The organism is Tenacibaculum discolor (assembly GCF_003664185.1).
Lineage (GTDB): Bacteria > Bacteroidota > Bacteroidia > Flavobacteriales > Flavobacteriaceae > Polaribacter > Polaribacter discolor.
In genome coordinates, this window is sequence record NZ_RCCS01000007.1 from 218,725 (window position 1) to 242,490 (window position 23,766).

A 23,766-nucleotide genomic window follows, 5' to 3' on the forward strand; every position below is an offset into this window, starting at 1 on the left:
AACTTTCGAACTAGAGAAACAATATACATGAAACTAAACTTAACAAAACCAATCGTATTTTTTGATTTAGAAACAACAGGAGTAAACATAGCTAAAGATAGAGTAGTTGAAATATCTATTTTAAAAGTGTTTCCTAATGGTAATAAAGAAAGTAAAACATGGTTGGTGAATCCAGAAATAGAAATACCAAAAGAAGCATCAGATATTCATGGAATTACTAATGAAAAAGTAGTAACAGAACCAACTTTTAAAGAATTAGCACCGCAAATAAATGAGCTAATTGGCGATGCTGATTTAGCAGGGTTTAACTCAAACCGATTTGATATTCCTTTATTAGCAGAAGAATTATTACGAGCAGGAATTGATTTCGATATGAATAACCGTAAAGCTGTAGATGTACAAACTATTTTTCATAAAAAGGAACAACGAACGTTAGGAGCAGGATATCAGTTTTATTGTGGAAAAGAGTTAGTAGGAGCACATGGAGCAGAAGCAGATACCAATGCAACTTATGAAATCTTATTAGCACAAGTTGAGAAGTATGAAGATTTAGAAAACTCAGTAGAGGCATTAAGTGAGTTTTCCACACATGGAAAAAGAGCTGATTTTGCTGGTTTTATCTTATTTAATGATAAAGACCAAGAAATCTTTTCTTTTGGAAAGTATAAAGGAAGAACTGTAGAAGAAGTACTAAAAGAGAACCCAGGATATAATGCTTGGATTCAAAATGCCGATTTTCCGTTATATACAAAAAAAGTATTACGAGAAATAAAAGAAAGAATGTCGGCACCAAAAGATACCATGACAGATGAAGAAAAGCTACAAGCTTTACAACAAAAATTTAATTTAAGGTAATCTTTAACATTTATTTTTAGTAATTATCTAAGTTGTTCTTTAATTTAGATATTACGAAAACAAACACTATAAAAATGTTTACAGAATATAAAAAACTACCTCAAAACTCAAGAGTTTGGGTGTATCAGTCAGATAGAGAGTTTACACAAGAAGAAATAGAATTTATTAGTGCAAAAGCATTACTTTTTATAGATAATTGGACGCGTCATGGGGATGATTTAAAAGGATCTTTTACTATTAAGTACAATCAATTTTTAATATTGGGAGTAGATGAGAATTTTAATAACGTTTCAGGGTGTTCAATAGATGCTTCTGTACGTTTTATACAAGAATTAGAAAAAGAGCTAGAATTAGATTTAATGGATAAAATGAATGTTTCTTTTAAAGACGGAGATAACATTAACATCGTAAAACTTCCAGAGTTCCAAGATTTTGCCAAAGAACAAAAAGTAACAGCAGAAACAGTTGTGTTTAATAATATGGTAAATACTAAAGAAGATTTTGAGAAAAAATGGGAAGTGCCAGCAAATGAGAGTTGGCATGCACGATTTTTGGTATAACTATTGATTTCATTTAAAAGGAATTAAAACTTTACAATAATGTGTAAAGTTTGTAAAGAAGTATGATAATATGAAGAGAAAAGTATTTACGGTACTAGCGTTTGTTTTTATACAAATAATTCAAGCTCAGCAAGTAGATCCTTTGTTGGCAAAAGATTCTATAGCACAAAATGTTTGGGTAGATAGTATTATGAAAAGCATGTCTGTTGATGAAAAAATAGGGCAGTTGTTCATGATACAAGCTTATTCAAATAAAGATAAAAAGCATGAGGATTTTATTTCAAGTATGGTTACAAAATACCATGTAGGAAATATTATTTTTATGCAAGGAACACCAGATAAACAAGTAGTTTTAAACAATAAATATCAAAAATTAGCAAAAGTACCTCTAATGGTAGGTTTTGATGGTGAATGGGGTTTGGATATGCGTTTAAGAAATACATATCGTTTTCCTTGGAACATGACTTTAGGAGCTGTTAAAGATACGATTCTACTTCAAGAAGTTGGTAAAAGAATAGGAGAACATTGTAAGAGAGTAGGAATTCATATGAATTTCGCTCCAGTTATAGATGTAAATACAAATCCGAATAATCCTATTATAGGAAACCGTTCTTTTGGAGAGAGTAAAGAAAATGTAGCAGAAAAAGCTATAGCTTTTACAAAAGGAATGCAAGGTGTAGGCGTGTTAGCAAATGCGAAGCATTTTCCAGGACATGGAGATACTGAAGCAGATTCTCATCACACATTACCAACAGTTAATTTTAGTGAAAGACGCTTAGATTCGATAGAGTTATATCCATTCAAAAAAATATTTGAAGCAGGAGTAGGAAGTGTAATGACTGCACATCTAAGTATTCCAGCATTAGAAACCAATCCAAAACTACCATCATCATTATCAAAAAGTGTAGTGACTAATCTGTTACAAAACAGACTAGGTTTTAAAGGATTAGTTATTACTGATGGACTGAATATGAAAGGAGCTGCAAATTACTCAACACCAGCAGAAATAGATTTGGCAGCAATTTTAGCAGGGAATGATATGTTATTGATTCCTCAAGATGTTCCAGGTTCAATTAGATTGATTAAAAAAGCTCTTTTAGAAGGGAAATTAACAGAGGCGCGCTTAAATCATTCAGTTAAAAAGATTTTAAAGGCTAAATACCTAGTTGGATTGAATAAGTATAAGCCTATTGTTACAGAAAATGTTCTAAAAGATATAAATAGTCCTTATGATGAGGTTTTACATCGTAAGTTGATAAAAAACTCTATCACAGTTTTGAAAAATGAAGGAGCCATTTTCCCAATTAATAACCTTAAGGATAAAAAAGTAGCTTATGTTTCTTTAGGAAGTGATAATGGATCAAATTTCTATGAAATGCTTAAAAATTATACTAAGGTAGATAAAGTTTCAGATAAGCATTTAAGTGTTTTAAAGAAGAAGTTAGAAAAGTATAATCTTATAGTTATTGGTTTTCATAAATCAAATAAAAACCCATGGAAAAGTTATAAGTTTTCTAACAAAGACCTTGTTTGGTTACAAGAAATAGCTAGAAGTAATAAAGTAGTGTTAGATGTTTTTGCTAGTCCTTATAGTTTACTTCAAGTTCCTTCTTTTACTAATATAGAAGGAGTTGTTATGTCATACCAAAATAGTAAGCTAGCTCAAGAACTTTCAGCGCAAGCTCTTTTTGGAGCTTTCGATTTAAAAGGAAAGTTGCCAGTATCTATAAAAAATGAGTTTAAAGTTGGGTATGGACTATTGGTAGACGGATTGGATGTATTACAGTATACAATTCCTGAAGAGGCCGGAGTTTCATCAGAAAAACTTTCAATTATAGACAAAAGAATCGATACCATTTTACAAGAGAAAATGTCTCCAGGAGGACAAATTTTAGTAGCTAAGGATGGTAAAGTGATTTATAATAAGAGCTTTGGTTATCATACTTTAGAAAAAAAACATCCTGTTAAAAATTCTGATATTTATGATTTAGCTTCTTTAACCAAAATATTGGCATCGTTACCAATGATAATGAAAGCCGAAGAAGAGAGAAAAATAAGTTTGTTTTCAAGTTTAGGAGATGTTTTACCACGATATAGTAAGTCTAATAAAGATACTTTACTATTAAAAGAAGTATTATCTCATTACGGACGCTTACGTTCTTGGATTCCTTTTTACTTGGGTACTAAAGATAGTATAACAGGTAAAAACTCTACTAAATTTTATAGAAAAAAGCGCACACCAAGGTTTAGTATAAAAGTAGCTAAAAATTTATACCTAGCTAAAGAATATAAAGATTCAATATACAAGCAGATAGTAGATTCAGAGCAACGAAAAAGGATAGGGTATAAGTATAGTGATTTAGGATACTATATTTTTAAAGAAATTATAGAAAGAAAATACAAAAGACCATTAAATAAACTAGTTGATGAGCAGTTTTATCAATCTATTGGAGCAAATAGAATGACTTACTTACCTTTAACTAAGTTTACAAAAGATGAAATCGTTCCTACTGAAAGAGATAATTACTACAGACACCAATTAGTTCATGGGTATGTTCATGATATGGGAGCAGCAATGCTTGGAGGTGTTGGTGGACATGCTGGTTTGTTTGCAAACGCAAATGATGTAGCTAAAATTATGCAAATGTTTTTACAAGATGGTTCTTATGGAGGAAAAAAGTACTTAGAGCCAGAAACTGTACACAAGTTTAATAAGCGTTATTATGCAAACAAAAAAGTACGTAGAGGTTTAGGTTTTGATAAACCACAGTTAAACCCTAAAGTTAAAGCTACCTGTGGTTGTGTGTCAGATGTAAGTTTTGGGCATAGTGGTTTTACAGGAACTTATACTTGGGCAGATCCAGCAACAGGTGTTGTATATGTGTTTTTATCAAACAGAATTTATCCCACAATGAGAAATTATGGTTTAGTAAAAAGTAATATACGTACTAAAATTCAGCAAGATATTCAAGATGCTATTTTGATGGCGGAGTAGTAGATAATTTGGTGTACAAAAGAATAAGTAAGAAAGAAGTTAAAAAATAGAGTAAAGCTATTTTCCAGCCAAAAAAGATATTAATTACCCAGCTTTGGGTACAGTAGAACAAAGGAAATAAAATAGCATTTACACCAAACCTAAAGGTGTCTATAAACTCTGTCTCATCTACTTTTTTACTTAAAAGCTTCCAAATTGAATATGGAACTAAGCTATTTAAAACAATTAATAGAAATAAAGGAAGAGCGTAGTTTATACTGCGCTTTTTTTGTGGAAGTATTTTTTTGTCTTTTATAAGAGCATTAACATGATTAACTTTGGTAAAATCAACTTGAGCATTGTTTAAGGTAGACAAAATAGTTTCATAATTTTCATCTTGTTTTATATGAACACTTAAATCTTCTAGTTGATTTGAAACAAGTTCCTTTATGTTTTTTACTGATTGATTTATGTTTTGTTTATCGTAATAATTGTTAGCCAAAATTGGAGAGCCAAAATGGATAGCAGTTTTTGAAGGGTAACTAGATACATTTTGATATGTAATTCCTACAGGAACGATATTAATTTTAGTGTCAGGGAAATTATCTAAAGTTTTAAAAATAATCCTTGTAAAACCTTTACTTAAAGGTCTAACAGTTCTATCTTTTTTATGAGTTCCCTCTGGAAAGATTAGTAAGGTTTTGTTATTTTTTAATATCAACTGACATTTATTAAAAATTTCTTCGTTTTTACTAAGCTGTTGCACACCATCTCTAATACGATATATAGGCATCATTCCAAGTAAGTTAAAAAACTTAGCAATAATAGGGTTGTTAAATACTGCAGCGCGTACTAAAAAGTTTGTTCTCCTTTTTATGTGGGTAGCTATGAGCAAAGGATCAATTAAACCATTTGGATGATTAGCAGTAAAAATTACAGCTTCATTTTTTGGTATACGTTCACTACCAATCACTGTTGTTTTTTTAGAGTAAAAGAATAAACCGGTTCTTACAAAGAGTTTAAAAAAGTAGTATAAAAGTGTTTTCATTTATTGTTTATTTCTTCCCCAATAAGTAGCTAACATCATTCCTGAAAAAATATCCCAAACACCCCAGAACGCAGCAAGAAGAGCCATACCGCCTAAGCCGTCAAAAAAGCTAAAAATAAGAAGTAAACCTAAGCCTCCATTTTGTATTCCAGTTTCCATAGAAATCGTTTTACAATCCTTTTTATTTAACTTAAAAGATTTAGCGGTAACATAGCCTATAGCAAACGCATAAATGTTATGAAATATCACGAGAAACAATACTAAATGTATATAGTTTTTAAAAATATTCGCATTATCATACAATGCTATTACAATTAATAAGAGGAAAAAGAAGATAGAAAACGGACGTAAAAGCTTATTTATTTTTTTCGCCATTTCATGATGGTAATGATTAACTAGCATTCCTAAAACTATTGGAATCCCTAAAATAAGAAGTACAAGTTTAAAAAGCTCAAAAGGATTTAAGGAAACACTTTTTAAAATTTCATTGGTAGGTTCATATAAACTACCCCATAACTGTAGGTTTAAAGGAGTCATTATTAAACAAATAATTGTAGAAAAAGCCGTTAGGCTGACAGATAATGCAGCGTTGCCTTTTGCCATTTTACTAAAAAAGTTAGAAACATTTCCCCCTGGACAAGCAGCAATCATCATCATACCCAAAGCAAAACTAGGATATGGATTAATAATATTAACAAGAACAAAAGTTAAAAAAGGAAGTAGAATAAACTGAGATAATAATCCGACAAATAATATTTTAGGGTTGTTAACAAGCCTTTTAAAGTCATCTATTTTTATATCTAGGGCAATACCAAACATAATTATTGCTAGAGCAATATTAAGCATCCATAAAGCCTCTGTGTCAAAATTAATCTTAATATTATCAATTTGTAAAGTGTTAATGTTTAAAAGCATACTCTATTATGTTCGCTCCCATTTGTAGAGCTTTAGTTCTGATTTCTTTTGGGTCGTTATGTACTGCGGTATCCTCCCAACCATCACTTAAATCACTTTCATAATCATAAAAAACTATGAGTCTTCCTTTGTAGAATAAACCAAATCCTTGTGGTGGCTTTTTATCATGCTCGTGAATTTTTGGCAAGCCTTTAGGAAAAGAGAAGGTTTGATGATAAATAGGATGGTTATTAGGAATTTCTTGAATTTTTAGCTCGGGAAAAACTTTTTTTAATTCTCTTCGTATGTACTTATCAAGACCATAATTGTCTGATATGTGTAAGAAGCCTCCAGAAATAAGGTAGTTTCTTAGTGTTGATACTTCATTATCTGTAAATAAAACATTACCATGTCCAGTAATAAAAACTATAGGATAGTTAAGGATGGTTTCATCATCAAGTTTAATGCTTTGTATGTCTTTATCAATTTGTGTTTTTGTGTTTAGATTAGTAAACTTTACAAGATTTGGTAATGCTGTAGGGTTTGCATACCAATCACCACCTCCATTATATTGTATAATAGCTATTTCTTGTGAAAAAATATTGAGGTTTAATAGAAAGAAAAAAAACAGGGTGAAGTTTTTCATTAATTAACTTTAATTTAAAAGCAATATAGTAAAACAACAATAAAAAACACCAACAAATGTGTTGGTGTTTTTTCCCCTTAAAAAAATAAATAAGCTTTCTTTTATGAAAATTCCCCTAATTTTTCAAAAAAGCTTTTTATTCTATGTGATAAAAATATTGTAAGCTATTATATCTGTAGTCCAGTTACATCCAAAAAGGTGTTTTAAAACCAACTTTTTATAAAAAGCATGATTAATATTGTTTTGTTTATGGAGTGTGTTTAGTTTATAAAAGGTAAAAAACACCAATATTAATATTGGTGTTTTTAAGCTATAGCTTTTCCTTTTTCGTATTGAGAATAAGTGTTCCCAATAATTTTATTAGAAATCTTAATTATAAATTGAAAACCCCTTCAACTATTTTCAATTACTAATTTTTTAATTTCACTAAGTAAATATACTTTGGAATAAGGAGATAGAGGTTCGAAAACATCCATTTTGGATGTTTTCGAACTGTCTTTTTATAAAAAGAAAGTAATTTTTTTTTAATTTAAAACAGCTAGTGATGAGCTTTTAAATTGAACAGGTGTATATCCTGTATGTTTTTTAAAAACAGTATAGAATGTAGATTTAGAGTTAAATCCAGACTCTAGTCCTATAGATGTTATTGTGTAGCTTGTATAATCAGGATCTAATAAGAGTGTTTTGGCTAAATCTATTCTCATTTCGTTTAAATAATCAGTAAAAGATTTTTTAGCAATATTATTTATAATAAGAGAAAGTGTACTAGAACTCAACTCTGTGTCTTTTGAAAGATCTTGTAGTGTGTATTTATTTAGTAAATATTTCTTTTTTGATCGGATGAATTTATCTATCTCGATAAACTGTTCCTTTTGTCTTTCAACCTGATTTTCAGAGAAACTTTTTTCCGTATTCAAATTAATTGTGTCAACACTAAAGTCCCCATTTAAATCAATTAGAAGAGATTTTCTAATTCTTTCACGTTCTTTTAATACACGAATTTGTTTTAATCCCTGATACCCTAACCAATAAATTAAGACTGTGGTGTAAATTCTTAAAGGATAATATGAAAATAAGAAACCAGTAAAGTTCATACTTACCTTAACGATTAAAGCTAAAATCCAAAGAGTATATCCAATAGAACTTAATATAAAGAATGTATAAATCCATCTAAGATTGTCAAATGATAGGATTTTAGGGAAAAGTTTTTCCTTTTTATATAAAATGTAAAATGAATATATAAAAATACTTAATGAGGTAATTAAACTGAATATTTCTTCAATAGAGGTATATCTCTCGTAAATAAAATTTAAATTCTCTCTTGAAGCCGAATCACTGTAATAAAGAACAAAACTGATTTGACTAGCAACTAGAATAAAAAAAACAGGAATAATTATCTTTAATATTTTGTAAGCTTTTTCAGCAAGGTTTAGGTAGTGTATTAAAAACATGTACAAAAAAGGCATTGCTAAAAAGTGCCAAGGAACCTGTACATAGTCTAAAGCAAACTTATGCTGAAACAATTCTTTTTCTAAAGCCCAAGATTGTATATTGTTTAATGAAATAGCTAATATTAGGAGGTTTAGGTATATCATACTTTTTTCTCTTCCGTTTTTAGAACAAAAAAGTATAATACTAAAAGCGAAACCGTGAACGGCACTAATCAACAAAAAGAGATTAAAAAAATCTGCTGTAGTCAAAATAAAAAACCTTTAAGAGTAGCTAAATATACAAAAAATGAATTACTGGTGTAAATAGGCTATACTCTGCACTACATTTAAACCAGCTGTTTCTGTTCTAAGTCTATTAGCTCCTAAAGATATAGGAATGAACCCTTTATTTAAAGATTGTTGAATTTCCTCATGAGAAAAATCTCCTTCTGGACCAATAAGAATTGTGTATTTTGATTTAGGAGAAGCAATATTTTTTAAAAACTTTTTTTCAATACTTTCTTCACAATGTGCAATGAATATTTCTTCTGAAAAATCATTTTTTATAAAATCAGAAAAATTTATAGGAGGGTTAAGTTTAGGTAATGTAAACTGTAGTGATTGTTTCATAGCAGATTGTATAATCCTCTCTAAACGATCAATTTTTACAATTTTTCTTTCTGAGTTTTTACAAATAATAGGAGTAATTTCATCAATACCTATTTCTGTAGCTTTTTCTAAAAACCATTCTAAACGATCATTATTTTTTGTAGGAGCTATAACTACATGTAAATAGTAATCTCTAGTACGAGGTTTTTCTTCAAGTTTAATAATTTTAGCAATACATTTTTTATCGCTTCCAATAATTATTTCGGCAAAAAAAAGAGTTCCATTTCCGTTGGTAATGTGTAATACGTCTCCTTCTTTTTTTCGTAATACACGAATTATATGACGACTTTCATCTTTATTGAAAGTAATTTCTTTTGAAGTAGTTAATAAATCTGAATTATAAAAGAGTTGCATTATAAGTCGAGTTTGTATGTTCTTCTTCTTTTATGAATTTTAGGATCAAAATCTTTCCAGATTTGATGAATTGCTTGATTTTCTTCAAGTTCTGGTGTTCTAATACAATTTTGAATTCCTTTAGCTAAAAAGATAGGGTGAAATTGCTCAAAAATAATAGCGGTTACACCTTTGTTTTGGTATTCAGGATCAACACCAATTAAATAAAACGTAACATCTTTTGAGTTTTTTCTGGCATTTAGCAAGTGGAAAATTCCAAAAGGGAAAAGTTTTCCTTTTGCTTTTTGTAAGGCTTCAGAAAATGAAGGCATTACAATTGCAAAGGCTACTAATTTGTGATTTTCATCAACAACAAACTTTATATATTCAGGATTTATAAAGCTTATGTATTTCTTTTTAAAGTAAGCTATTTGAGCATTTGAAATAGGTACATACGTAGATAGCTTTGAATAAGTCTTACTAAACAAATCAAACATCTCATCTACATAAGGCATTATTTTATCTGTTGAAGTAAAATTCAAAGGAGTTAAGTTATACCTTCTTTTAATTATATTGCTAGCCTTTCCATATTTTTTAATGTCAACATTACTAAAAGAGAATATACTTTCAATATATTCTTTTTCTTTTGTAAAGCCTAATTGCTCTAAATGTTTAGCATAGTATGGATGATTGTACCAAGTAATCATAGTACCTATATAGTCAAAACCTTCAATAAGAACCCCGGTTTTATCCAAGTTATTAAAACCGACAGGACCTTCCATATATTCTAGGTTGTTCTCACGACCTATTTCTGCAACTTTATTTAACAAAGCTTTAGATACTTCTATATCATCAATAACATCAAACCAACCAAAACGTATCTTTTTTATGTGCTGTTTTTCAATTTCGTAAGAATTGATGATAGCTACAATTCTACCAACTATTTTATTGTTTTTTAAGGCTAAGAAAAAGCGAGCGTTGGCATATTCAAAAACAGGATTTTTATTCTTGTCAAAACTTTCAATTTCATCCTTAATAATAGGAGGAACCCAATACTTATTGTTTTTATAAAGAGAAAAAGGAAACTTAACAAATTGTTTCATTCCCTTTTTGGTTGTTATTTCTTTAATTTGAATCATTTTGCAAATTTAAGGCTTTTAATTATCCTCCTTTTCTTTCTCTTGTTGTTCTTCTTTCTTGATTTCTTCTTCTAGCTTTTTTATCTCTTTTTCAAGTTTTAAACGCTCTTTTTCTTTACGCTTGGCTTCTTTTTCTTCTTCTTCTTTTATCTTCTTCTCAAGCTTTAGGCGTTCTTTTTCTTTACGTTTAGCTTCTTTTTCAGCTTTCTTTTTAGCCTTTTTAGCGGCTTTTCTTTCTTCTTTGGCTGTTTTTTTCTTTTGTTTTTTATCTTCTTTAACGATCATGTCAACTAAAGACTCTTGACGTTGTCTCTTTGGTTTTTCATTTAAAAGGTCACTATCACCAGAGTCAGTATTCGAATCAATTTTTCGTTTATCTTTTTTAGAAAATAATTTACCTACTTTGCTAAACATACGACCAAAGAAGTTTCTATCCTCGTCATATTTAACAGGTTTTTCTTTTTCAATTTTGTTTCCGAATTCGTCTATCTCAACAAAATCATCTTTATGTCTATTAAGTCTGTACGATACCCCTAAAGAACTATAAACTCCAATTTCATCTTGTTGTAAGTTAGCTCTTAAAGAAGCATTAAACTGTAAATTTTCGCTAAAAAGATAGGCAGCTCCAGCTCCTATATTTGTTTTTTTCTCATACTTTTCAAAAATACCCTGCATTTCAGCAAAACCAGACCAGTAATCATTGAAGTTATAAGTACCAGTTACTATATAAGAAAACTGAGAAAAATCAGTACCAATATAATCGTAATGAAGGTTGGTGATAACATTTAACTTGTCGGAAAGTTCATTTTGTAATAAAACGCCAATTTTAGGACTAAACCCACCTCTTTCATGGTAATCAGTTAAAAAGCTTCCAATATTTATTCCAGCAGAAACACCAATATGTGGTATCCATCTTTTCCAGTCGAAAGAGTGTCTTTTTTTCCAACTTCTTATTTCTTTGCTTTTATCATCATATTTAGGAGCATAAATCATATACTTTGCACCTAAGCTAAATTGACTCAATCCTGTTTTATTATAAGATGATTCAAAAATATTTTTAAAAGCAATTTTATCTCTTTGTAAAGAAGTATTAAAATTAACTTCTAGCTTTTCAGAAATAAAACTAGTTCTAAAAAATAAATTTAAACCTAGTGCTTCAGGGTTACTAAAGGTAGGTGTAGGATTCATCTTTCTATAAAAAACACTTGTTTCAAACTGATAAACTCCCGAGCCAACACTATAAGGGCTCTCAGAGAAACCTGGCCTATTTGAATTTATAACAGGTGTATATTGCGCGTTAGCAGTTAAAATTGAGCAAAAAACAAAAAGGATAAGAAGTTTCTTAATCATATAATAAATCCAAATTTTCAGGTTGTACAAACATACGTAAAAATACAATTACCTATATAATATAAGTTTTGTAAACTCTTAACGCTTCCTTTTGCTTCAAATTGTTATTTTTGATTGATTTTTTTATTTTTAAGAAAAAGATGACATATTTAAATGAAGCTGGACCTGTGAATTTTATAAAAACCATATTAATTATTCTGTTAGTTTATTATGCTATTAAGTTTTTAGCAAAACTTTTTGGACCATACTTAATAAAAAAAGCAGTAGACAAAGTACAAAAGAAAGCTGAGCAACAGTATAGAAACCAACAACAAACATCTGATGTTGAAGTAGGAAAGACTGTTATTGATAAAAAGCCAAATAATTCAAAAGAAAGTAATAATTCTGTTGGCGAGTACGTTGACTATGAAGAAATAGACTAACCATGAACTTAAAGAAATTTTTACCGTTTGCAATAGCAATTATTGTTTTTGCAATAGCATCTGTATTGTATTTTAATCCGGTTTTAAGCGGAAAACAAATTAAACAAAGTGACATTACCCAGTTTATAGGAATGTCAAAAGATGTAAAAGAGTATAGAGCAGAAAAAGGAGAAGAGCCGTATTGGTTAAATAATGCTTTTAGCGGAATGCCAGCATATCAAGTAAGTGCTTATTATCCTAATGATTTTGTGCGTTATATTGATAAAGCAATTCGTTTTTTACCTAGACCAACAGATTACCTTTTCTTATATTTTTTAAGTTTTTTCTTGTTGTTAACAGCTTTAAAGGTAGATTGGAAGCTAGCTGTTTTAGGAAGTTTGTCCTTTGGTTTTTCTACGTATTTAATAATTATTTTTGGAGCTGGTCACAATGCGAAAGCACATGCTATAGGCTATATGCCAATGGTGATTGCAGGAGTAATTTATATTTTTAGAAAGCGATATTTACTCGGGTTTATTCTAACGGCCTTGGCAATGGCTTTAGAGATTTATTCAAATCATCCGCAAATGACTTATTATTTAGGATTTTGTTTGTTGATTTTGGCAGTTGTTGAAGGTATTGAAGCTTTCAAATCGAGAACATTGCCTGTGTTTTTTAAACAATCAGCTATTTTAGTAGCAGCAATGTTAATTGGTATTGGAGCTAATTCTACTAGGTTGTTAGCTATGAAAGAATATGCTGATTATAGTACACGAGGTAAATCGGAGTTAACAATTACTCCTGAAGGGATGCCTAAAGAAAAATCTTCTGGATTAGATAAGGAGTACATAACAGAGTATAGTTATGGAATTGCTGAGACATTTAATTTATTAATTCCTCGTTTTATGGGTGGAGGAACAGTTGAAGAGTTAGGTGAGAACTCTAATTTTTATCAAGTTTTAGAACAAAATGCAGGTAGAAGTGTAGCAAAAGACTATTCTAGTCAAGTTTTAACTTATTGGGGAAAGCAACCTATTGTTGAAGCACCAGCTTATATTGGGGCAATTGTTTTTTTCTTGTTCTTTTTAGGAATTTTCTTAGTAAAAGGACGATTAAAATATTGGTTGGTTGCAGCCACTATTTTTTCCATCGTATTAAGTTGGGGTAAAAACTTCTCCATAGTAACGAACTTTTTTATTGACTATATTCCGTTATATAATAAGTTTAGAGCAGTTTCATCTATTCAAGTAATTGCAGAATTATGTGTTCCGTTGTTAGGTGTTCTAGCATTAAAAGAATTTTTCTCTTCTGAGAATTCTTCCGAAGAAAAAGAAGATGCAGTAAAGAAAGCTTTTTATATTGTAGGAGGTATTTCTTTACTATTCTTACTGTTTGGATCTAGTTTGTTTGCTTTTGAAGGATTACGAGATGCGCAATATCAGCAACTTCCAGAGTTAATTGATGCTTTAATTGCAGATAGAAAATCAATGTTATTTAACGATAGTTTACGTTCTCTTTTGCTTGTTTTAGCTGTTGCAGGAATGTTATGGTTTTATTTAAAAGGAAAACTGAAGCAAGTACCTGTATTGATTGTATTGGGAGGATTAATAATTTTTGATTTAGTGTCAATAGATGCTAATTATGTTAATAAAGAAGATTTTACATTAGCAAGAAGAGTGCAAAAACCATTTACAGCAACAAAAGCTGATACAGAAATTTTAAAAGATAAAGGATATTACAGAGTTGTTAATTTTAGTGTAAGTCCTATGCAAGATGGTAGAACTTCATATTTCCATAATTCGATAGGAGGGTACCATGCTGCAAAAATGAAACGTTATCAAGAGTTGTTTGATTATCAAATAGCTAAAAATAATATGGAAGTACTAAATATGTTAAATACCAAGTACTTTATTATTAGTGATGAACAATTTCAAGAAAACCCTAAAGCGAACGGAAATGTATGGTTTGTAAACTTTTTAAAAGAGGTTAATTCAGCTAATGAAGAAATTGTAGCATTAGATAGTTTGAATACTAAATCAGAAGCGGTTATTAACTCAAAGGAGTTTAAAGTAGGAGTTGATACATTTCAAAAAGACTCAACAGCTACTATCTCTTTAGTAAAGAAGGACCTTACTGAATTGATGTATGAGTCAAATACAAATTCAAATCAATTTGCTGTATTTTCAGAAATTTATTATAAAGATGGATGGAATGCTTATATTGATGGAAATAGTGTACCATACTATAGAGTAAACTATGTTTTAAGAGGAATGGAAGTTCCTAAAGGAAAACATACTATAACTTTTAAATATGAACCTAGTGTAATAAAAACAGGAAGTTTATTGTCTTTATTCTGTTATGCTTTATTACTGATAATACCTATTGGTTGGTATGTAATAAAAAGAAAGAAGAACTAATTCTCAATACTTTTTAAAAAAGCAGAAGGAGTTATACCAATGTGTTTTTTAAATGCTCTTGTAAAAGCAGATGCATTGGTATAGCCTATTTCTTCAGCTATGGTTTGTATAGAATATTTTCTAAAATTTTTGTCTGTCTTTAATTTTTCTACCACATAGTTAATCTTAAGCTTAGTACAGTATTGCTTAAAAGATTCATCATGATGTTTATTAAAAACAAATGAAATATATGTAGTGTTAGTATCTAGTTTTTCTGCAATGTAATTAATTGAAAATTCAGGTTTTAAAAAGTCTAAACTTTCAGTTACGTTTTTAAATTCATCAAGAATTTTGGTTTCTAAAGCCTCATCAATATTATACTCTTTTCTTTCAGTTTCTATAGGTTTGTTTTTATTCATTATTAAAATAAGCTGTTTTTTCTTTTCTTTCTCTTTATTTAAAAGATAAAAGGTGATAATAATAAAAGTTAATAGTAATACTATAAAAGAAATGATAAGGTTTCGTTGCTTTTTGGCTTCTCTTTTTTCTATAGTTTTGTTGAGTTTTTTAGCCTGCTCAAAGTTGTTGTTGTAAAATAAATTAAAAGTTTTATCCTTAGTGTTTTTTGCCAAATTATACTGATCTAAAGTAAGTTTAGAATATTTATAGGCACTATCTAGTTTGTTTAAATTATTGTATTCTTTAGAGAGTATATCATAAATAGTAATAAGTTTACTTGTTTCGCATTTTTTGTGATTCTTTAAGAGTTTGTTTGAATAATAAATAGCAGAATCAGGTTTTTTCAAGTTGTGAAAGCAGATAGCTTTTTGAAAATACTCTCTGTGAAAATAAGGATACCCGTTACTTATGTTTTTGTAATTATTTATTAAATCAATAGCTTTAGAAAATTCTTTTCTGGCTATTAACACTTCAGTTTTTCTTAAGTTATAAAAGATTTCAGAGTCCTTATGCTCGGGTATAAACTGTTGAGTTATTTTATAAGCTTTGTTAAAATAGTAATCAGCTGAATCTAGATAAGTTTTATTTGGCTTTTTACTGTTAATAGACATATAAGTGTTTCCAAGGCAATTAAAAGAATTAGCCTTCCATTGAAGAAAAAAACTATTCTTTTGAACACTTTTTAGAATAGGGTTTTTAGATTCAGAGATAGTGTTTAATAATATAGCTTTCGATTTTTCTTGCATGTTAAGCTTATTTTTTATTACAGCTTTACTGAGAGCAAGACCTAACTTATTTCTAATCCATTTTTGATCTTGAATAGGATGATTTAATATTTCATGTTCATATTTTATGAGAATAGAGTATGCTTCTTCATATTTTTCTTGGTTTTTTTTAAGCCAAAAAAGTCTATTTAAGGCAGCAATTTTCCTGTCAATAAGGCAAGTTAAATTTTCCACCTTTAACAAAGAGTCTACTTGTTTTATTACATTGATAGATATTCTTTCAGCCTTATCATATTTTTTTAATCTATAAAAGCCATAAGCTCTACCAGTAGAGGCCTCTATTTTTTTACAGATATTGTTAGAGTTTTCTAATTGATCACAATAAAAAAATAAGCTATCACTATTTATATTTTTATAAAAGTCAATTTTACTATGATTTATAGAGTCTAAATACTTCGTTTGGGGAATTATTTTTAAAGAAGAGAATAAGGTTATAAGTATTATAATTATAAATCTGGTCATCTTAATATAAATCAGTCAAATAAAGAAAGCTCTTTTTCTAAAAAAACATATGCAACAACTTCAAATATACATTATTTTAATGATGCTTTTTATAAAATACGGTATATAATGTTTTTTTTATAAGTGAAACAATAATATGTTTGTAGCATGTAAAACGTACTAATTAAAATAAGTACGAATTGCTATGGAAAACTAAATAGTTAAAAGCGAAGGAGTAATCTTTCGCTTTTGTTTTTTATACGATGTTACTTAATTCTATTTTAAGCATTGTTGTTTGAAATGATAAAATAGTAATACATTTGTTATTAAAATAATGTTCATGTATTCTAAACTACCTCAAAAAAGATATAAGCACACACTTGAATTTTTACAGAAGCATCTTCCTGCACCGGCTATTATACTAGATTTAGGAGTTCGTAACCCTTTTTCAGAAATAATGGAAGAGAACGGTTACACAGTTTATAATACTAATGGGGAAGATTTAGATTTGTTACCAGAAATAGTAAAAGAATATAAAGTAGATGCTGTAACAGCTTTTGAAATTTTTGAGCATTTGTTAGCCCCTTTCAATGTGTTAAGAGAAATTGAGGCAACAAAAATAATAACAACTATTCCATTAAAATTATGGTTTACGAGTGCTTATAGGAGTAAAACAGATATGTGGGATAGACATTATCATGAGTTTGAAGATTGGCAGTACAATTGGTTATTAGAAAAGTCAGGTTGGAATATTGTTGATACCAAAAAATGGACTAGTCCAATAAATAAGCTTGGAATTAGACCTGTTTTGAGAAAATATACTCCTAGGTATTATGCTGTATATGCAGAAAAAGATAATGTGAAATGAGAATAGGAATGATTTTAGATAAAACATTTCCTCCTGATCCAAGAGTGCATAATGAAGCTATAGAACTTATAAAAGCAGGTCACGAGGTTTTTTTGTTTTGTTTAACGTATACTAATGAGCCTTCAGAAGAGTTTATAAATGAGATAAAGGTAAAGAGATATAAGTCAAATAAGTTAGAGTATAAATTATCAGCTTTAGCTTATACAATACCGTTATATTCCATTCTAATGAAAAAAAAGATAGCTCATTTTCTTAATAAATACGCTATAGAAGTCGTTCATGTACATGATATAGTTGTTGCAGAAGCTGTTCTATTAGCTAATAAAAAACAACAATTACCACTTATATTAGATTTACATGAGAACAGGCCTGAGATAATGAAGTTTTATCCTCACTTAAAAAAGTTTCCGCAAAGTATTTTAATATCAACTAATAAATGGAAGCAGAAAGAAGAGGAGTTTATTAAAAAAGCTAGCAGGGTAATAGTTGTTACTGAAGAAGCGAAAAAAGAGATATTAGGAAGAGTTAAAGTAGCAGCAAAAAAAATTTTTATAGTTCCTAATACTGTTAGAAATTCTTTTTTTAAATCATTAAATAAGCTTAAAAAACATACTGCAAAAAATAGCTTTAACTTATTATATATCGGAGATACAGGTGAAAGGAGAGGATTAAAAACAGTAATAAAAAGCCTACCTGTTTTAAAAAAGGATATAAAAAACATCAAAATAGTTATTGTAGGAAATGCGAATGACGATTTAAAAGCATTAGTAAAGGAGTTAGATGTAGAGAAATACGTTAGTTTTGAAGGTTGGCAGAATGAAGTGACATTCCCAAGTTATATAAGTAATAGTGATATTTGTTTATCCCCACTACATAGAAATATTCACCATGATACTACACATGCAAATAAGTTATTTCAATATATGAGCTTAGGAAAACCTTTATTAGTTAGTGATGCCACAGCTCAAAAAAATATAATTGAAAAAGTAGGAGGAGGATTAGTACACGAAGAAAAAAATGTGGCTGATTTTACAAAGAAAGTTTTAACTCTGTATAAAGAAGAACAATTAAGAGAAAGACTGGGGAAGAATGGTGAAACTTTTGTTAGAAATGAGTTTACTTGGGACAAGACATCAAAAGGATTGATAAACTTGTACAATAGTTTATAATTTGAAAGTATTAATAATTACATATTATTGGGTGCCTGCTGGAGGTTCTGGTATACAACGATGGTTGAAGTTTGTAAAATATTTAAGAGATTTTAATATTGAACCAGTAGTTTTTACTGTTGACGGGGCAACATACCCGATTATAGATGAATCACTAAAAAAAGATGTTCCTAAGAATTTAGAAGTATTTAAAACTCCGATATGGGAACCTAATGATTTATTATCTGTTTTTAAGAAAAAAGAAACAAAAACAAGTGCAGGATTTCTAGACCCTAATCCAAGTTTTATAGGGAAGGTAATGCAGTATATTCGTGCTAACTATTTTATTCCTGACGCACGTAAGTTTTGGGTAAAACCTTCAGTTAAAAAACTTAAAAACTATTTAAAAGAAGGTGATATTGATGTTGTTATAACCACAGGCCCTCCACATAGCTTACATTTAATAGGACTAGAATTAAAAAAAGAATTAGGAGTAAAATGGATTACAGATTTTAGAGACCCTTGGACAGATATTGATTATTTTCATCAATTACCTTTAACTGAAAAATCTAAAATAAAACATTATAAGCTAGAAGAGAAAGTTCTAAGATATGCTGATGCAAGTTTGGTAGTAGGGGAAACAATGAAAATGAATTATCAAAAATTTTCCAAAAATATTCACGTTATAACCAATGGGTTTGATTCTGAATTGAATGATAAAGAAAATGTTGTTCTTGATAAAAAATTTTCAATAACGCATATAGGCTTGATGAATGCTGATAGAAACCCTAAGGTTTTATGGAAAGCTTTATCAGAGTTATGTGTAGAAAATAATGAATTTGCAGAAGACTTAGAAATTAAACTTATAGGAAAAGTAGCTAAAGAAGTTGAAAAAGTTTTAGAAGGATATCAGTTTAAAAATATTACAAAAATTGCTTATGTTCCTCACCAAGAAGTACAGCAACACCAAAGAAAATCACAAATTTTATTGTTAGCTGTAAATAAAGTACCAAGTGCTAAAGGGATTATAACAGGTAAAATTTTTGAATATTTACAAGCAAAACGTCCTATCTTAGCAGTAGGTCCAGAAGATGGTGATTTAGCAAAAATATTGGCTAAAACTAACTCAGGAACTATTGTTGATTTTGATGATGTAGTAAAAATGAAAAAAGAAATTAAACTTCTCTATTATCAATATAAGAAAGGAGTTTTAGAAGTTAATTCTGAAAACATAGAGCAATATCATCGAAAAAAGCTAACTGAAAAATTATCTATCATATTAAAACAAGTCGTTAATTCTTGAAAAAAATAGTAACTATATTAGGTGCACGTCCGCAATTTATAAAGGGAGCCGTGTTAAGTAGAGTAATCAAAAAGTACAATGAAATTGAAGAAGTAATAGTGCATACTGGACAACATTTTGACGCAAACATGAGCGCTGTTTTTTTTGATGAAATGCAAATTCCTAAGCCTAAGTATAACTTGAATATTAATGGACTAAATCATGGGGCAATGACGGGGCAAATGCTAGAAAAAATTGAAGAAATTTTACTAGCGGAAAAGCCTAATGTAGTTGTTGTATACGGAGATACTAATTCAACTTTAGCTGGAGCTTTAGCGGCAAAAAAACTTCATATAAAAGTAGTGCATATTGAAGCAGGATTACGTTCATTTAACATGCTAATGCCTGAAGAAATAAACCGTATCCTAACTGATAGGATAGGGAGCTTACTAAGTTGTCCAACAGATATTGCTGTATCAAACTTAAAAAATGAAAGTTTTGATAGTTTTGATATTTTGATAGAGAAGCACGGTGATATAATGAAAGATGCTGTAGAGTTTTATAGTCAAGTTTCCGAAGAGAAGTCAACTATTCTTAAAGACTTAGGTTTAGAGAAAAAAGAGTTTGTATTAGCAACAATTCACCGTCAAGAAAATACAGATAATGAAGGTAAATTGACTAATATTTTCTCTGCTTTAGAAGAGATTCATAAAACAAAAGAAGTGGTACTTCCTTTACATCCGAGAACAAAAAAGGTGTTAGAGAAATACCGATTACAACCAAACGTTACTTTTATAGAACCTGTAGGTTATTTTTCAATGTTAGAGTTGTTAAAAAACTGTAGCTTGGTTATTACTGATAGTGGAGGATTACAAAAAGAGGCTTTCTTTAATAAGAAGTTTTGCATAATAGCAAGAGAAGAAACAGAATGGAAAGAATTAGTAGATAACGGTTATGCAGCTATAGCTGGAGCTAGTACAGAAAAAATAGAAAATTATTTCCAACAGTTTTTAGCGACAACAAAAGATTTTAAAGAGCCGTTGTACGGAGAGAATGTAGGAGAAAAAATATATCAATCAATACTAAAATTAATAAAAGAATAAGTTGGGAATTGTATTTAAACAATCATTCAGAAACACCTTAATAATTTATTTAGGATTTTTAATAGGCGGTATTAATACCTTGGTATTATATACACGATTTTTAGGTGATGAGTATTATGGGTTAGCAACCTATGTGTTTTCTGCTTCAAATTTAATAATGCCCATAACAGCTTTCGGAGTTCATTTTACTATAATCAAGTTTTTTTCAGGGTATACTTCAAAGGTAGAAAAAGATAAGTTTTTAAGCTCTATAATTTTTTTACCATTATTCATAGCAATTCCAATAGGGTATTTTTGGAATTTCTTTCATGATTGGATTATGAGTTATGTAGTAGAAAGTGGAGCTAATGAGAATTTAATAATTGAAGACTACACAATTTATATTTATATAATAGCTGTTGCCTGTGCTTATTTTGAAGTGTTTTACTCTTGGGCAAGGGTACAAATGCAGTCAGTTTTTGGAAATCTTTTAAAAGAATTATATAATAGAGTGGCAGTAATGGTTTTGCTTTTAGCTGTGTACTTTAATGTAATAACTAAAGAAGAATTTTTAATTTATATGTCGGTAGCATATATATTTAGAGTTTTGCTAATGATGACATACGCTTTTCGTTTGTATACACCAAAATTTACATTTAGTTTACCAAGTAACTTTAAAGAAGTATTGAGATATACTTTTTATATTATTTTAGCAGGTAGTGCTGGGGCTATTATTTTAGATATAGATAAAGTAATGATACCAGGTAAAGAAGGTCTTGCTACAGCAGCATATTATACGGTAGCTGTGTTTATAGGGTCGTTTATAGAAGCCCCAAGCAGAGCTATGGGACAAATTTTACAGCCATTAACCTCTAAGGCACTTAATGAAAATAATCCTAAAGAAACAGAGAACTTATACAAAAAAAGTTCTATTAACTTATTGTTGATTGGTGGACTATTTTTTGTCTTAGTGAATTGTAATGTGGAGGAATTATTCAGGCTGATGCCGAATAAAAACTATGGAAAAGAAGGAGTACTAGTAGTATTATTAATCTCGTCTGCAAAGTTGTTTTTAATGTCATTAGGTAGTAACGGTGCCATTATAAGCAATTCTAAATTTTACCGTATTACTTTACCTGTAGGTTTAGGAATGGCCTTTTCTGTATATTTTTTAAATATTTATTTTTTTAATGATTTAGAAATGGGAACGAAAGGGTTGGCACTAGCAACGCTTATTACAGTTTTAGTATTTAATACCTTTAAACTATGGTTTGTAAAAGAAAAGTTTAATATGACACCTTTTACTAATAAAACATTTTTAATGATTCTTATTGTCTTAATTATGTTTTTAGGGTTTAATTTTTGGAACTTCTCAATACCTGAGTTTTACCTTTTGGATTTTCCAATTCATCCTATAATAAATATCATTTTAAAAAGTATACTAATTATTGCAGTTTATGTTTTTGTTGTAGTAAAGTTATCTATTTCAGAACAGATAAATAACTTGGCAAAAAGATATATAAAATAAAAAGACCTGCACACAAAGGGAACAAGTCTTTTCTTAATAATAAGGGGGAAATGAAACATTAAAAAGGGGGAAATGTTTCGCTGACAAATATATATAAAATAAGTAAATTGCCTCTTAATTTATGTTAAAAAATTATTGATTATTTAGTTTTTTCTTGATTCTACTAAGTTGTACAGGAGAAATGTTTAGATATGAAGCAATGTATCGTTGTGTAATTAGTTTATCAATATTTGGGATTCTTTTTTTTAGTGCTATATATCTTTCTGTTGAAGTAAGTGTAGAAATATTTAAAAGTAATTCTTCAGCTATTAAATAAGCATTTTCAAGTGCTTTTATGTAGAATATACTAAATTCTTTATACTTTAATGTTAGTTCTATAAGTTTATCAAAATCTCCTTTATAACCTGTTACGTTTGTTAAGGCTTGATAGTTAACTTCCGAGGGAATTTTTTGCATCATTGCAGAGTTTGCTCCAGAAATATCGCCAGAAATAAAAAAAGCCCTAGTGGTTTCAGTTCCTTTTTCATTCAATAAAAAAGACCGCATAATTCCTGTTTTGATTATAAAAAAATCATTTGAGTATTCTCCTTCTTTAGTGAGAATTTCTTTAGGTTTTAACTCTGTAAATGTAACTATACCTTCAAATAGAGAAACTAAATAATCTGGCAAGTCAACGTAGAGATGAACAAAGTTTTTTATATCATCATTCATAATTAACAAGTTATATGATAATAGTGAGGGTAAATTACTAAGTTAATAAAAAACTTTCAGTTATTGAAGCAAAAATACAGACCTAACTTTAAGGGGAAATTAGGTCTGAAATGTGTTAAGGGGTATGTAACTTGTTAATTACAATAGCAAATTTAGGATAGTTTTATAGTATAACCATTAACATATGTTAATAAATGAAATTAGCTCTAATTCTACTAAGTTGAACAGGAGTAATATTAAGATAAGAAGCTATATGATATTGATTAATAAGATTATCAATATTTGGATAGTTTTCTTGTAGTTTTTTATACCTCTGAGTAGCATCCAACATCTGTAATTCTAAAATTTTGGACTCCTCCCTAATGTATATGTTTTGCAGTATTTTGTAGTGAAAAATAGAAATTTCATGATATTGTAAAGAAAGATTATAAAAATCTTGATAATTACATTCTAAAACTTCACAGTCGGTTAAGCATTCATAAATTAATTCAGAAGGCTCATTTTTTATCAAAGCCCCCAAATTACCTGACGTAATTACGGGAGTGTAAAGGGTTTTTGTGTGTTCTTTTCCTTTAGAGTCTACATTATACGACCTTATAATCCCTTCTTTTAAGATGTATACATTTATGGGCCTCTGACCTAAAGAAACCAACTCATAATTTTTAGGAAACTTCTTTATTGATAAAATAGCAAATATTTTATTTAAAGCAGCTTCAGATAAAGGATGAAAATTTTGCGAAAACTCTCTAAAAAACTCCATAAGTAAA

20 protein-coding genes are annotated in these 23,766 nt (G+C 29.1%); 10 read left to right on the plus strand and 10 right to left on the minus strand.

Features of this window, described 5'->3' with window-relative positions; genetic code table 11:
* Positions 1–27: 27 nt before the first annotated feature.
* The 3 genes from C8N27_RS09520 (at position 28) to C8N27_RS09530 (ending at position 4,410) form a co-directional block, all read left to right on the plus strand.
* Entirely contained in the window at positions 28–855 is an 828-nt protein-coding gene (locus C8N27_RS09520) for a 3'-5' exonuclease (RefSeq protein WP_099216437.1), read from the plus strand.
* Between the two features lie 74 nt (positions 856–929).
* Positions 930–1,415 carry an ABC transporter ATPase gene (locus C8N27_RS09525; protein WP_121147327.1) on the plus strand — a complete coding sequence of 162 codons (486 nt, stop codon included), beginning with the start codon at positions 930–932 and terminating at the stop codon, positions 1,413–1,415.
* 70 nt (positions 1,416–1,485) lie between these two features.
* Complete coding sequence (locus C8N27_RS09530) at positions 1,486–4,410, plus strand: serine hydrolase domain-containing protein (RefSeq protein WP_121147169.1); 2,925 nt, start codon at positions 1,486–1,488, stop codon at positions 4,408–4,410.
* Here C8N27_RS09530 and C8N27_RS09535 read toward each other — a convergent pair.
* From C8N27_RS09535 to C8N27_RS09565, 7 genes are all read right to left on the minus strand, one after another.
* Positions 4,391–5,437, minus strand: a complete 1,047-nt coding sequence (locus C8N27_RS09535; RefSeq protein WP_121147170.1) for a lysophospholipid acyltransferase family protein — start codon at positions 5,435–5,437, stop codon at positions 4,391–4,393. The two genes, C8N27_RS09530 and C8N27_RS09535, sit on opposite strands and share 20 nt — an antisense overlap.
* Positions 5,438–6,352, minus strand: a complete 915-nt coding sequence (locus tag C8N27_RS09540) for a bile acid:sodium symporter family protein (protein ID WP_121147171.1) — start codon at positions 6,350–6,352, stop codon at positions 5,438–5,440.
* Positions 6,336–6,977 carry a DUF4159 domain-containing protein gene (locus tag C8N27_RS09545; RefSeq protein ID WP_121147172.1) on the minus strand — a complete coding sequence of 214 codons (642 nt, stop codon included), beginning with the start codon at positions 6,975–6,977 and terminating at the stop codon, positions 6,336–6,338. Before C8N27_RS09545 ends, C8N27_RS09540 begins: the two co-directional genes overlap by 17 nt.
* A gap of 524 nt (positions 6,978–7,501) precedes the next feature.
* Entirely contained in the window at positions 7,502–8,572 is a 1,071-nt protein-coding gene (locus C8N27_RS09550; RefSeq protein WP_124590873.1) for a helix-turn-helix domain-containing protein, read from the minus strand.
* 147 nt (positions 8,573–8,719) lie between these two features.
* On the minus strand, positions 8,720–9,430 hold the full coding sequence (locus C8N27_RS09555; protein ID WP_121147174.1) for a 16S rRNA (uracil(1498)-N(3))-methyltransferase: 711 nt from the start codon (positions 9,428–9,430) through the stop codon (positions 8,720–8,722).
* Positions 9,430–10,548, minus strand: coding sequence for a GTP cyclohydrolase (locus tag C8N27_RS09560; RefSeq protein ID WP_099216445.1), 1,119 nt, complete (start codon positions 10,546–10,548; stop codon positions 9,430–9,432). The genes C8N27_RS09555 and C8N27_RS09560 overlap by 1 nt, the downstream gene beginning before the upstream one ends.
* A gap of 18 nt (positions 10,549–10,566) precedes the next feature.
* Positions 10,567–11,898, minus strand: a complete 1,332-nt coding sequence (locus tag C8N27_RS09565) for a transporter (RefSeq protein ID WP_121147175.1) — start codon at positions 11,896–11,898, stop codon at positions 10,567–10,569.
* A gap of 140 nt (positions 11,899–12,038) precedes the next feature.
* Here C8N27_RS09565 and C8N27_RS09570 point away from each other — a divergent pair, with 140 nt between their 5' ends.
* Entirely contained in the window at positions 12,039–12,320 is a 282-nt protein-coding gene (locus C8N27_RS09570) for a DUF4834 family protein (protein ID WP_121147176.1), read from the plus strand.
* Positions 12,321–12,322: 2 nt separating this feature from the next.
* Positions 12,323–14,716, plus strand: a complete 2,394-nt coding sequence (locus C8N27_RS09575) for a YfhO family protein (RefSeq protein WP_121147177.1) — start codon at positions 12,323–12,325, stop codon at positions 14,714–14,716.
* Here C8N27_RS09575 and C8N27_RS09580 read toward each other — a convergent pair.
* Positions 14,713–16,401 (minus strand): helix-turn-helix domain-containing protein, encoded by a 1,689-nt coding sequence (locus C8N27_RS09580; protein WP_121147178.1) that lies wholly within the window; start codon positions 16,399–16,401, stop codon positions 14,713–14,715. The genes C8N27_RS09575 and C8N27_RS09580 overlap by 4 nt on opposite strands.
* Positions 16,402–16,720: 319 nt before the next feature.
* Here C8N27_RS09580 and C8N27_RS09585 point away from each other — a divergent pair, with 319 nt between their 5' ends.
* From C8N27_RS09585 to C8N27_RS09605, 5 genes are read left to right on the plus strand one after another with little or no spacing between them, the layout of a single operon-like run.
* Complete coding sequence (locus C8N27_RS09585) at positions 16,721–17,248, plus strand: methyltransferase (RefSeq protein ID WP_121147179.1); 528 nt, start codon at positions 16,721–16,723, stop codon at positions 17,246–17,248.
* A complete protein-coding gene (locus C8N27_RS09590) occupies positions 17,245–18,417 on the plus strand; it encodes a glycosyltransferase family 4 protein (RefSeq protein WP_121147180.1) in 1,173 nt (390 codons plus the stop codon). The genes C8N27_RS09585 and C8N27_RS09590 overlap by 4 nt, the downstream gene beginning before the upstream one ends.
* Position 18,418: 1 nt before the next feature.
* Complete coding sequence (locus tag C8N27_RS09595; protein WP_167444741.1) at positions 18,419–19,699, plus strand: glycosyltransferase family 4 protein; 1,281 nt, start codon at positions 18,419–18,421, stop codon at positions 19,697–19,699.
* A complete protein-coding gene (wecB, locus tag C8N27_RS09600; protein ID WP_121147182.1) occupies positions 19,696–20,781 on the plus strand; it encodes a non-hydrolyzing UDP-N-acetylglucosamine 2-epimerase in 1,086 nt (361 codons plus the stop codon). The genes C8N27_RS09595 and wecB overlap by 4 nt, the downstream gene beginning before the upstream one ends.
* Position 20,782: 1 nt before the next feature.
* Positions 20,783–22,288: a lipopolysaccharide biosynthesis protein gene (locus C8N27_RS09605; protein ID WP_121147183.1), complete on the plus strand. Its 1,506-nt coding sequence runs from the start codon at positions 20,783–20,785 to the stop codon at positions 22,286–22,288.
* 132 nt (positions 22,289–22,420) lie between these two features.
* Here C8N27_RS09605 and C8N27_RS09610 read toward each other — a convergent pair whose 3' ends face one another.
* Positions 22,421–22,999, minus strand: coding sequence for a Crp/Fnr family transcriptional regulator (locus tag C8N27_RS09610; protein WP_099216455.1), 579 nt, complete (start codon positions 22,997–22,999; stop codon positions 22,421–22,423).
* 187 nt (positions 23,000–23,186) lie between these two features.
* The gene (locus C8N27_RS09615; protein ID WP_099216456.1) at positions 23,187–23,759 is read right to left on the minus strand and encodes a Crp/Fnr family transcriptional regulator; all 573 of its coding nucleotides are present in this window, start codon (positions 23,757–23,759) and stop codon (positions 23,187–23,189) included.
* Positions 23,760–23,766 lie beyond the last annotated feature (7 nt).